This is a genomic window from Aeromonas sp. TW 6, from assembly GCF_013168745.1.
GTDB classification, from domain to species: domain Bacteria; phylum Pseudomonadota; class Gammaproteobacteria; order Enterobacterales; family Aeromonadaceae; genus Aeromonas; species Aeromonas caviae.
In genome coordinates, this window is the sequence record NZ_JABERS010000004.1 from 150,266 (window position 1) to 162,048 (window position 11,783).

11 protein-coding genes are annotated in these 11,783 nt (G+C 62.9%); 3 read left to right on the forward strand and 8 right to left on the reverse strand.

The genetic code is table 11. The annotated features are described in order from the left end of the window. Positions 1 to 45 precede the first annotated feature (45 nt). The gene (locus HKD46_RS03350; protein WP_111896456.1) at positions 46 to 858 is read right to left on the reverse strand and encodes a PhzF family phenazine biosynthesis protein; all 813 of its coding nucleotides are present in this window, start codon (positions 856 to 858) and stop codon (positions 46 to 48) included. A 198-nt stretch (positions 859 to 1,056) separates the two neighbouring features. On the opposite strand from HKD46_RS03350, the gene HKD46_RS03355 reads away from it, so the two are divergent. The 3 genes from HKD46_RS03355 to HKD46_RS03365 are packed head-to-tail and all read left to right on the forward strand — an operon-like array spanning position 1,057 to position 5,352. Then, complete coding sequence (locus HKD46_RS03355) at positions 1,057 to 2,844, forward strand: assimilatory sulfite reductase (NADPH) flavoprotein subunit (RefSeq protein WP_171864908.1); 1,788 nt, start codon at positions 1,057 to 1,059, stop codon at positions 2,842 to 2,844. After that, entirely contained in the window at positions 2,844 to 4,556 is a 1,713-nt protein-coding gene (cysI, locus tag HKD46_RS03360; protein ID WP_171864905.1) for an assimilatory sulfite reductase (NADPH) hemoprotein subunit, read from the forward strand. Before HKD46_RS03355 ends, cysI begins: the two co-directional genes overlap by 1 nt. Beyond that, a complete protein-coding gene (locus tag HKD46_RS03365; protein ID WP_171864906.1) occupies positions 4,546 to 5,352 on the forward strand; it encodes a phosphoadenylyl-sulfate reductase in 807 nt (268 codons plus the stop codon). Before cysI ends, HKD46_RS03365 begins: the two co-directional genes overlap by 11 nt. A 99-nt stretch (positions 5,353 to 5,451) precedes the next feature. On the opposite strand, the gene proX is transcribed toward HKD46_RS03365, so the two are convergent. From proX to HKD46_RS03400, 7 genes are all read right to left on the reverse strand, one after another. Further along, complete coding sequence (gene proX, locus HKD46_RS03370; protein WP_043154276.1) at positions 5,452 to 6,453, reverse strand: glycine betaine/L-proline ABC transporter substrate-binding protein ProX; 1,002 nt, start codon at positions 6,451 to 6,453, stop codon at positions 5,452 to 5,454. Further along, a complete protein-coding gene (proW, locus tag HKD46_RS03375) occupies positions 6,450 to 7,598 on the reverse strand; it encodes a glycine betaine/L-proline ABC transporter permease ProW (RefSeq protein ID WP_103243636.1) in 1,149 nt (382 codons plus the stop codon). Before proW ends, proX begins: the two co-directional genes overlap by 4 nt. Next, positions 7,595 to 8,791, reverse strand: a complete 1,197-nt coding sequence (proV, locus tag HKD46_RS03380) for a glycine betaine/L-proline ABC transporter ATP-binding protein ProV (RefSeq protein WP_010675435.1) — start codon at positions 8,789 to 8,791, stop codon at positions 7,595 to 7,597. The genes proW and proV overlap by 4 nt, the downstream gene beginning before the upstream one ends. A 472-nt stretch (positions 8,792 to 9,263) precedes the next feature. Next, positions 9,264 to 9,755, reverse strand: coding sequence for a type 3 dihydrofolate reductase (gene folA, locus HKD46_RS03385; RefSeq protein WP_039040330.1), 492 nt, complete (start codon positions 9,753 to 9,755; stop codon positions 9,264 to 9,266). Between the two features lie 23 nt (positions 9,756 to 9,778). Continuing rightward, on the reverse strand, positions 9,779 to 10,246 hold the full coding sequence (locus HKD46_RS03390; RefSeq protein WP_010675437.1) for a threonine/serine exporter family protein: 468 nt from the start codon (positions 10,244 to 10,246) through the stop codon (positions 9,779 to 9,781). Further along, the gene (locus HKD46_RS03395; protein WP_042014428.1) at positions 10,243 to 11,040 is read right to left on the reverse strand and encodes a threonine/serine exporter ThrE family protein; all 798 of its coding nucleotides are present in this window, start codon (positions 11,038 to 11,040) and stop codon (positions 10,243 to 10,245) included. Before HKD46_RS03395 ends, HKD46_RS03390 begins: the two co-directional genes overlap by 4 nt. A 232-nt stretch (positions 11,041 to 11,272) precedes the next feature. Further along, complete coding sequence (locus tag HKD46_RS03400) at positions 11,273 to 11,611, reverse strand: DUF3135 domain-containing protein (protein WP_010675440.1); 339 nt, start codon at positions 11,609 to 11,611, stop codon at positions 11,273 to 11,275. Positions 11,612 to 11,783: the final 172 nt, after the last annotated feature.

Sequence of the window (11,783 nt, forward strand, 5' to 3'; positions counted from 1 at the left end):
ATTGCGGGGCGTTTTTTTATGCAGAACTCACACAGTGACGAGCGGTCATCGGTCCGCTGGTGCGACAGGGGGCAGCAGCCACTCCCCCTGCCACAGGGTCAGTGCCCCGCCCGCCATCAGTACTCGCTCCTCCTGCAATTCCAGCCTGAGATCCCCGCCCCGGGCCGAGATCTGGCGGGCCCGCAATTGCCGTTTGCCGAGCCGCTCGGCCCAGAAGGGCACCAGGGCGCAGTGGTTGGAGCCGGTCACCGGATCCTCGTCCACCCCGACCCAGGGGGCGAAATAGCGGGAGACGAAGTCGTCCTCTCCCCGGCTCGATGGCGCCGTCACCATGATCCCCCGGCCCGGCAGCGCCCGCAGGGCGTGAAAATCGGGGGTGAGCGCGCGGACCGCCTCCTCGCTACCGAGCTCAAGCAGGAACTTGGCCCCGGCCGCCAGGGTTTGCAGCGGCTGGCAGCCAAGAGCCGCCCCAAAGGCAGGGTCCAGCTCAAGGGGCGCCAGGGCAATGCGCGGAAAATCGAGCCAGATCCACTCCCCTTCCCGCCGGGCCAGCAACTCACCGCTGCGGGTCGCGAAGCGGATGGGGAGCTCCCCTGACACCTCCCCCGTCTGCCACAGCACATGGGCCGCCGCCAGGGTGCCATGGCCGCACAAGTCCACCTCCACTTGCGGGGTGAACCAGCGCAACCCGTAATGCCCCTCTCCCAGTTGGGTCAGAAAGGCGCTCTCAGAGAGGTTGAACTCCGCAGCCATGGCCTGCAGCTCGGCGCCGGGCCGCGCTTCCCCCAGCACCACCACGGCGGGGTTGCCTCCGAAGGGGTGATGGCTGAAGGCGTTGACATGATAGAGACGGGACATGGTTGCTCCTTGGGGCATGAGAAATCCCCGGGACAGGGGGCTCGGCAAGGCCATTTTTATATCACGGGCCCCCCCGGGCTGAGATGGATTTTGGCTTTATAAATTCATAAATCGCATAAAGAAGATATTTTTATTCTTTGTTGTTATTCATTACACCCCTTACCCTGACCAAAAATCAGACCATGGAAGACATGTGTGATGCCATTGACAGCCCCCACCCTGAGCCCGCTCTCTGACGAACAGCAGCGCCAGCTCAACCAAGTTCTCACCACCCTCAACACCCAGCAACTGGCCTGGGTCAGCGGTTATCTCTACGGCCTCTCCCAGGCGGGCGTCCAGCCCGTGGCGAGCGCAGGCGCAGAAGTCGCGGCACCCGGCGGCAGCCTGACCATTCTCTACGGCTCCCAGACCGGGAATGCCAAGGGCGTGGCCAGCGCCATCAAGGCCCAGGCCGAGGCCCGCGGCCTGCCGGTGACCCTCACCTCCATGGCGGACTACAAACCCAAGCAGCTCAAGAAAGAGAGCCACCTGCTGGTGGTAGTGAGCACTTACGGGGAGGGGGAGCCCCCCGAGAGCGCCGTCGATCTGTTCGAGCAGCTCAAGAAGGGCAAGGTCGGCAAGCTGGAAGGGCTCAAGTTTGCCGTGCTGGGGCTGGGTGACAGCTCCTATGAGTTCTTCTGCCAGACCGGCAAGGATTTCGATGGCTTCCTCGCCAAGGCAGGGGCCGAGCGCATCCATGAGCTAGCTAGCCTCGATGTGGATTATCAGGATGCCGCCAAGGCCTGGGGCGAGCAGGCCGTTGCGGCGGTCGCCGCCACCCTCTCTGCCGGCGCCGCGACTGCCAGCGTGGCGGGCTCGGTGCAGGCCGCCGTCGGCCACAGCCAGTACAACAAGGAGAACCCCTTCCCCGCCAGACTCTCGGTGAACCAGAAGATCACCGGCCGCGACTCCACCAAGGACATCCGTCACATCGAGATCAACCTGGAAGAGTCCGGCATCACCTATCAACCGGGGGATGCGCTCGGCATCTGGTTCGACAACGACGCCGATCTCGTGGGGGAAGTGCTGGCCCTGACCGGTCTGACCGGTGACGAGGCCACCCCCCATGGCAGCCTGCGCGAGGCGCTGACCCGTCACTACGAACTGACCCGGCTGCACGGGGGCCTGATCACTGGCCTCGCCGAGATCACGGACAACGCGGCGCTCAAAGATCTGGCCGGTGACAAGGCCCAGGTCAACGCCCTGGTGGCCAGCGCCCAGGTGGTGGACGTACTGAAACGCTTCCCGGCTTCCTTGAGTGCCGATCAACTGATCGCACTGCTGCGCCCCCTCACCCCCCGCCTCTACTCCATCGCCTCCGCCCAGAGCGAGGTGGAAGAAGAGGTGCACCTGACCGTCGGCGTGGTGCGCTACCGCCAAGAAGATGGCACAGTGCGAAGCGGCGGCGCCTCCTCCTATCTGGCGGACCGTCTGCCGGAAGATGCCGAGGTCCGGGTGTTCGTGGAGCACAACGACAACTTCCGCCTGCCCGCCAATCCCGACACCCCCGTCATCATGGTGGGCCCGGGCACCGGCATTGCCCCGTTCCGCGCCTTCCTGCAGGAGCGGGAAGCACAGGGGGCAGAGGGCCAGAACTGGCTCTTCTTCGGCAATCCCCACTTCACCCAGGACTTCCTCTATCAGGTGGAGTGGCAGCGTTATGTGAAATCGGGCCTGCTGTCCAAGATCTCCCTGGCCTTCAGCCGGGATCAGGCCAACAAGATTTATGTGCAGGACCGCCTGCGCGAGGCAGGGCTTGATCTCTACCAGTGGCTGGAAGCAGGCGCTCACTTCTATGTGTGTGGCGACGCCAACCACATGGCGAAGGATGTGCAGGAAGCCCTGCTGGAAGTGATTGCGGAACACGGCCACAAGAGCCGTGAGGAAGCAGAAGAGTATCTGAGCGAATTGCGTCGTGCCAAACGTTATCAAAGGGATGTCTATTGATGAGCAAACAACTTATTCCGGGACCGGTCGAAGGGCCGCTGGCTGACAACGAACGCCTCAAGCGCGAGAGCAACTTCCTGCGCGGCACCATCGCCGAAGATCTGCAGGACCCGCTCACCGGCGGCTTCAACGGCGACAACTTCCAGCTGATCCGCTTCCACGGCATGTATCAGCAGGATGACCGCGACATCCGCCCGGAGCGCGCCGCCCAGAAGCTGGAGCCCCTGCACAACGTCATGCTGCGCGCCCGCCTGCCCGGCGGCATCATCACCCCGGCCCAGTGGCAGGTGATCGACAAGTTCGCCGAAGAACACAGCATGTACGGCAGCATCCGCCTGACCACTCGCCAGACCTTCCAGTTCCACGGGGTACTGAAGCGCGACATCAAGCTGATGCACCAGACCCTCAACAGCACAGGTATCGACGCCATCGCCACCGCGGGGGACGTGAACCGCAACGTGCTCTGCACCAGCAACCCGGTGGAGTCCGAGTTGCACCAGGAGGCCTACGAGTGGGCCAAGAAGATCTCCGAGCACCTGCTGCCCAAGACCCGCGCCTACGTGGAAATCTGGCTGGATGGCGAGAAGCTGGGGGGTGACGAGGAGCCGATCCTGGGCTCCAACTACCTGCCGCGCAAATTCAAGACAACCGTGGTCATCCCGCCCCACAACGATGTGGACATCCACGCCAACGATCTCAACTTCGTGGCCATTGCCGAACACGGCAAGCTGGTGGGCTTCAACGTGCTGGTGGGGGGCGGTCTGGCCATGACCCACGGCGACACCACCACCTACCCGCGCAAGGCGAGCGACTTTGGCTTCATTCCGCTCTCCCACGTGCTGGAGGTGGCGGCCGCCGTGGTCAGCACCCAGCGCGACTGGGGCAACCGGGTCAACCGCAAGAACGCCAAGACCAAGTACACCCTTGAACGGGTGGGGGTCGAGGCCTTCAAGGCCGAGGTGGAGAACCGCGCCGGCATCCAGTTCGGGCCGGTTCACCCCTATGAATTCACCAGCCGTGGCGATCGCTTCGGCTGGGTGGAGGGGATCGACGGCAAGCACCACCTGACCCTGTTTATCGAGAACGGCCGCCTGCTGGACTTCCCGGGCAAGCCCCTCAAGACCGGCATGCTGGAGATCGCCAAGGTGCATCAGGGGGACTTCCGCCTCACCGCCAACCAGAACCTCATCATCGCGGGCGTGCCTGCCGGCGAGAAGGCACGCATCGAAGCCCTGGCGCGCCAGTACGGTCTGCTGGATGACGGCGTGAGCGAGCAGCGCAAGCAGTCCATGGCCTGTGTGGCCCTGCCCACCTGCCCCCTGGCGATGGCCGAGGCCGAGCGCATGCTGCCTGCCTTCGTCACCGACATCGAGGGGCTGCTGGCCAAGCACGGCCTGGCGGATGACGCCATCATCTTCCGGGTCACCGGCTGCCCCAACGGCTGCGGCCGCGCCATGCTGGCGGAAGTGGGTCTGGTGGGCAAGGCGCCGGGTCGCTACAACCTGCACCTGGGGGGCAACCTCGAGGGGACCCGCATCCCGCGCCTGCACCTGGAGAACATCACCGAGCCGCAGATCCTGGCCGAACTGGACGCCCTGATCGGCCGCTGGGCGAGCGAACGCAACCCGGACGAGTGCTTCGGCGATTTTGTCATTCGCGCCGGGATCATCGCCCCGGTTATCGACTCCGCGAGGGACTTCTATGCAGCCTGAACAGACTGATACAGCCCGGCTGGCGCGCACCGCCGACGGCCGGCTCGACCTCGACGCCCTCCTGGCCCTGGGCCGGGAGGAGCAGGTCGAGGCGCTGGCCCCCCTCAACCGGGAGCTGGACGCCATGAGCGCCCCCGAGCGGGTGCGCTGGGCCCTGACCAACCTGCCGGGGGAGCATGTGCTGTCGTCGAGTTTCGGTATCCAGGCGGCGCTCATGCTGCACCTGGTGAGCCGCGAGCGGGCCGACGTGCCCGTGGTGCTGACCGACACCGGTTATCTCTTCCCCGAGACCTACCGTTTCATCGACGAGCTGACCGAGCGTCTCGCGCTCAACCTCAAGATCTACCGGGCCGAACTCAGCCCGGCCTGGCAGGAGGCCCGCTTCGGCCTCCTGTGGGAGCAGGGGGTGGAGGGGATCACCCGTTACAACCAGCTCAACAAGGTGGAGCCCATGGACCGCGCCCTGAACGAGCTGGGTGCCCGCACCTGGTTCTCGGGCCTGCGCCGTGAGCAGTCCGGCAGCCGGGGCAAGCTGCCGGTGCTGGCCATCCAGCGCGGTCGCTTCAAGTTCCTGCCGGTGATCGACTGGAGCAACAAGGACGTCTTCTACTACTTCAAGGAGTTCGACCTCCCCTACCACCCCTTGTGGGAGCAGGGTTACCTCTCGGTCGGCGACGTGCACACCACCGCCAAGTGGGAGCCCGGCATGAGCGAGGAGCAGACCCGCTTCTTCGGCCTCAAGCGCGAGTGTGGCCTGCATGAGGAAGGTGGCGAGAGCGACGGCTCCGGCATCTGATCCCCCGGTCCGGCCATGTGCTGCGCCCCGCCCACAAAAAAACGCCCGGCAACTGCCGGGCGTTTTTCTTTGCGCAAAAGGGCGACGTTCCACCCCTCATTACATGGCGGCGGCGCGCGCCTGATTCAGCCAGTCGTTCACCAGCGCCTCGTGGCCCTTGAGCCAGGCATCGGCATGACGTTCCACGTCCGCCGGCTTGTTCTGCCCCTTGTTCATCAGGCCGTTCTGCACGTTGATGTCATTCAGCGGCAGCTTGACGATGGAGAAGAGCTTGGCGGCGGCCGGATTGGCTTCGGCAAACCGCTTGTTGGCAACAATGTGCATGGTGTTCACCGCAAAGCCGTAGTTCTTGCCGTTCGGCAAACGGGTCTTGGCCGCATCCGGGGCATCGGCGGGGACTTCCAGCCACACCACATCCTTGCCCGGCACCAGTTCGCTGCTGAGCCAGTAGGGGGTCCAGGTGTAATAGAGCACCGGCTTGCCGGCCTGGTAGCGAGCCAGGGTATCGGCGATCAGCGCCGCGTAGTTGCCCTGCTTGTGGGCCACCGTGGGGGTCAGACCAAAGGCGTCGAGGTGATGGTTGATCGCCCCCTCGCAGCCCCAGCCGGGGTTGCAACCAATGAGGTCGGCCTTGCCGTCGCCATCCCCGTCAAACAGCGCCGCCACCTCGGGATCCTTGAGCTGGCCCAGGTTGGTGATGCCGTATTGGGTCGCGGTCTTCTTGTCGATGAGGTACCCCTGGGCGGCACCGGCCACATAGGTGCCCTCACGGAAGAACACCTTGTCGCCCCCCGCCTGCTCGTACTTGTTGTCCTGCAGCGGCACCCAGTTGAACGCGAGGAAGGTGCCGTCTCCCTGGGCCACCGAGGCATAAGCCACGTTGTAGTCCACCTCCTGGGCGGGCTGGACATCGTAACCCAGACGCGCCATCAGCTTGCTCACCAGCAGGCTCTGGAAGGCCTCTTCCGGCAAGGAGCTCTGCAGGGGCTGAACGCGAACCCCCTCCCCCGGCAACTCGGCGCTGGCCATGGCGAGCGGGCTCAGCAGTTGGGTACTCAGCAGCAATGTGCCCAGGGTCAATCCTTTGGTGATCGGTCTCATGCATTTACTCCTTTGTAATCGATTTTCTTGTCACGACCGGCCAGGCGCAGCAGCAGGGCGGCGGGGCCGTGCTGATACCAGCGGCCGGTACGGGTGCGATCCGGTTGCCCCATCGCCTGGGTGAGGCGGTCGAGCACGATGGCCAGCAGTACAATGCCGAGGCCGCCGATGGAGGCGAGCCCCATGTCGAGCCGGCCGATGCCGCGCAGCACCATCTGGCCGAGGCCCCCCACCGCGATCATGGAGGCGATCACCACCATGGAGAGCGCCAGCATCAGGGTCTGGTTGACCCCGGCCATGATGGTGGGCATGGCGAGCGGCAGCTGTACCTTGAACAGCAACTGGGAGGGGCTGGCACCGAACGAGTGGGCCGCCTCCACCAGATCCGTGGGCACCTGGCGAATGCCCAGCATGGTGAGCCGGATCATGGGCGGCAGGGCGAAGATGACGGTCACCACCACCCCGGGCACGTTGCCGATGCCAAACAGCATCACGATGGGGATGAGGTAGACGAACGCCGGGGTGGTCTGCATGGCATCCAGCAGCGGCCGGGTCCAGGTGGAGAGCCGCTCGCTGCGGGCCAGCAGGATGCCGGTGGGCAACCCCAGCAGCACACAGAAGAACAGCGAGGTCAGCACCAGGGACAGGGTCACCATGGCATCGGACCAGGCCCCGATGAGCCCGATCCCCACAAGAGACGCGAGCGTGCCGAGCGCCATGCGGCCGTTCACCAGTTGCCAGGCAAGCAGGGCCAGGAGCCCCATCATCAGGGTGGAGGGCACCGTCTGCAGCAGATGGGTCATGGCGTTCAGGGTCAGCTCCACCGGTGCGCGGATCAGCTGGAACAGCGGCCGCAGGTTCTCCACCAGCCAGCCGATGCCCCCTTCCACCCAGGTATCCAGCGGCACCAGCGCCTGCTGGAAAGGATCCAGCCAGTCGATGGCGGTTGTGGTGTCGGCGGCTTCGATCTGGTTCTGCCAGTCGGTGGCCTGGGTGTCGGTACTGCCCCAGGGATCGGACACCTCGGTGGACGCAGGCGCGCTCCAGGGGTCTGCCGCCACCTCATCGGCCCGCAGGGAAGGGCTCGCCAGCAGCACCAGGGCCAGCAGCCCGCTCAGCAAGAAATGGGGATTCATCAGCTTCATGCCGGGGTACTCCTGTCCAGGGTGTTGAGCAGATTGGCCTTGGAGATGAGGCCGAGGTAAGTGCCATCCTCCTCGACCACGGGCACCTGACAGGGAGCGGCCGCCACCTGGCTTATCAGTTCATTGAGGGCGGTGTCCGCCAGAATGGGCTGAATGTCCGCCAGCAACGCCTGCTCCAGGCTGCCTTTGGCCCTTACCGCCTGACCGAGCGACTCCACCGAGACGACCCCGAGGAAGCGGCGGCTGCGATCCACCACGTAGCCGAACTCCCGCTCAAGCTCCTTGAGCTGGCGCAGGGCGTTGCCCGGCCCGTCGGTGGTGTGCTTCTTGATGAGGGGCACCTGCTTGCGGCTGGCCACGTCGCGGGCGCTGAACACATGGGCCAGATCCACCCCGCGAAAGAAGGCGCGCACATAGTCGTTGGCGGGCTGGTTGAGGATCTCGTCCGGGGTGCCCACCTGCACCAGCTGGCCATCCTGCATGATGGCGATGCGATCGCCGATGCGCATCGCCTCGTCCAGATCGTGGGAGATGAAGACGATGGTGCGCTGCTGACTGGCCTGCAGCTTGAGCAGCTCGTCCTGCATCTCGGTGCGGATCAGGGGATCCAGCGCGGAGAAAGCTTCGTCCATCAGCAGAATGTCGGGGTCATTGGCAAGGGCCCGGGCCAGCCCGACCCGCTGCTTCATGCCGCCGGAGAGGGCATCCGGATAAGCCTCTATCCACTGCCCCAGCCCCACCTGATGGAGCGCCTGACGGGCGCTCTGCTGGCGCTCCGCCAGCGGTACACCGGCCAGCTCCAGCCCGAAGGCGGTATTTTCCAGCACACTCAGGTGCGGCATCAGGGCGAAAGACTGGAATACCATGCTGATCTTCTTGCGGCGCACCCGGCGCAGCTCGCGCTCCGAGATGGCGGCGATGTCCTCGCCATCGATCAGCACCTGGCCGCGGGTCGGCTCGATCAGCCGGTTGAAGAGACGCACCAGGGTGGACTTGCCCGAACCGGAGAGGCCCATCACCACGAAGATCTCCCCTTCGTTGATGGCCAGATTGACATCCTGGACCCCCAGGGTCTGTCCGGTCTTTTTCAGGATACTGGCGCGATCATGCCCTTTCGCCAGCAATTTGAACGCTTTATCCGGCTGATCGCCGAAGATTTTGTAGAGGGATTTGACCTCGAGTTTGACTGTCATATTGTCCTTTTTTCTTGGCCGACGCCTTGCCTGGCAAACCGTCGAACGTGAGCCAATTACTTTTAACACTAAGCAATTTCACACCCAAACAAAAGAACCAATTGAAGCTGAGCAGGAAAGATTAAATTTAAGCCATTGATTTTTATTAGTTATTTTTATTCATAAAAATCCATTAAATCACGATAAAAACGCCTATAACAGACAGGGCTACCACAGTATCGATGCACTTTCAGCACATTTCATTAATGATTAAAAGGCGTTAGCAGCAGGCAAAAAGAGAGGAAGGGGATGACTGCGCCCATCGGAGCAATGAATGGCCAATTCATTACATAACTAACTATTTTGATGTCACGCATCCCGGTATTGCTTCAGGCACCTTCAACCATGCCGGTTCAGCCCCCTTCTCTTTGCAGCAACAGGGCACAAAAAAGCCCCCTGCTGTCGCAAGGGGCTCTTCATGGCATCAGAGGGCTCAGCGCCGCTGCCAGGTCTCGAAACAGTAGGGATGGGGATTCTTCTCGTCAGGCTGATGTAACTCGCGCTCGATGCACGACCAGTCGCCCTCGTCGAAGGCCGGGAAACGGGTATCCCCCTCCACCGCCAGATCGATGCGGGTCAGATAGAGCCTGTCGGCCCGTGGCAGCAGCTGGCCGTAGAGATGACCGCCCCCGATCACCATCAGCTCCGCGACGTCACTATCCGCCAGCAGGGCCAGTGCGGCCTCCACCGAGTCGATAACCTCCACGCCGTCGGCCCGGTAGTCGGGGTTGCGGCTGATCACCAGGTTGCGGCGCCCGGGCAGCGGTCGTCCGATGGATTCAAAGGTCTTGCGCCCCATCAGCACCGGCTTGCCCAGGGTGACCCGCTTGAAGTGGGCCAGATCCGCCGGCAGGTGCCAGGGCATCTGGTTGTCCAGGCCGATCACCCTATCCTGGGCCATGGCGGCAATCATGGAAATCATCATGGGGTCAACCTCTCGCACCGTCGTCAGATAATGGGGCGGTTACGGTACACGACCAGAGAGGGGATCGCCAAACCGAAACTCAGGGCCCCCACGATAAACAGCGCCTTGAGGCCGTTCTCCACCGCGCTCTGAAGCAGCTCCATGGTCACCCCGGAGATATTGAGCTCCACGATGGCGATCATGGTCTTGAACGCATAGCTGCCCGGGATCATGGGGATGATGGAGGCGACGCTGAACACCGGGCGCGGTGCCAGCAGGCGGCGCGACCAGTAGACACAGACAAAACCGACCGTGGTCGCCGCTGCCAGGGTGGCCCACTCGATGGGCATGCCGTAGTGGATGAGCAGGGTACGCAGGCTGTGGGCCAACGCGCCCCCCATGGCGCAGTATTTCAACATCCGTGGCGGCACGTTGAACAGCATGGCAAAGCCCACCGCCGGAATGGCCGACCAGAAGGCATCCTTGGCCAGCAGCCAGAGCAGTTCCATCATACCTTCCACCCCCAGATACCGGTCACCGACATGGCGAGAATGATCCCTATGGCTGCGCTGATGGTCAGCAGTGTCGCCGTGCCCCAGCGGGCCAGCCCCATGTTGAAGTAACCCTTCACCATGTCGGAGACCGCATTGATGAGCGGGAACCCCGGCACCAGCAGCAACACGCTGGCGGCCATGGCGAGATAGGGTTGTTCGCCCCAGCCGAAGAAGGTGGCGCTGGAAGCGAGCAGGGTGGCGATAAACCCGGTGGCGGCAAAGTTGATGAGGGGGCTGTGGTGATGGCGGGCAATGAGCTGGCGCACCCGCATGGCGACCGAGGCCGAGCAGCAGGTCACCAGGAAGATGGGCCAGTCACCGCCAAACAGCAGGCTGAAGGCACCGCAGGAGAGCCCCACCATGGGCACCACCAGCCAGGGGTGATAGTGGAACGGCGTGATGGCCTCGAGGCGCTGACGTACCTCGCGCGCGCCGATAAGCGACTTTTCCGTCATGATGCAGATGCGCTGGATCTCGCACACCACCTGCATGTTGATGCCGTGCTCCCGTACCCGGCGGGTGGTGGTGACGCAACTGCCCTGGTAGAGACTGGTGAGGACGATGGCGCTGGAAGAGATGGCCATCTCGACGCTCTCCAGCCCGAGCGCCATGCCGAGCCGGACCGTGGTCTGCTCGATGATGCGGCTCTCCGCCCCAAACTGGGCCAGCATCTGGCCCGCCTTGACGATGATCCGGGTGATCTCCGTCTGCTGCTCTCGCGACAGCACCCTTCCTGGTGTGATGCTTCTCATGATCCCTTTGAGTCATAGCAAGATGAAATGTGTCTGGATATTACCCCAAAATAAATACACCTTCATCCATCTCTATCGGACTGCGGGCACTGGTCACTATTATTCAGCCGCCCGGGGAACATTTGCAGCAAATAAAAAACAATTTACCCAACTTGCTTAACAACTTGTTTGAGAAGGGGTGAAACAAATTAATAAATACCCTGTTTTTTTATATCTTGAACAGGGCCGTGAATTATTTCCGTTTCAGATAACTGGAAAACGCTATCACATTATCCGGCAGCGGGGGCTCTGCCATTTCCTGACAAGATTCGTTCTGCAGATCCAGAATGTGCTGGCGCATGGCGTAGACGGAGTCATGCATCATGTTGGCTATCCGGATGCAGCTGTCGAGGTTGTTTCTTGCCAGGCGGCGCTGGCAGTCGATGCGAAATTGCAGACCTCGCAACCGACGTTGCCGCTCTGGCCCCACCTGGGCGATCAAGGTCTCTATCTGCTGGTGCAGCAGCGCGTCGAGTCGCTCCGGCTCGGCCAGCGCCCAGTACTTCAGGGTATCGAAATCAGGCAGCTCCATATACCCTCCTGGCCGGACCTCGCCCATGGAATGGAACGACGCCGGGCCAGGGCCGACGCATGATCATTCTCTGCACAAGTTGATCAAGTCTCGATCAGTTGAACGGCTCCAAGTACGATTTTAATTGTACCTTGCGTTGCCAAGCTGTAAATAGTCGAGATCTTAACCAACT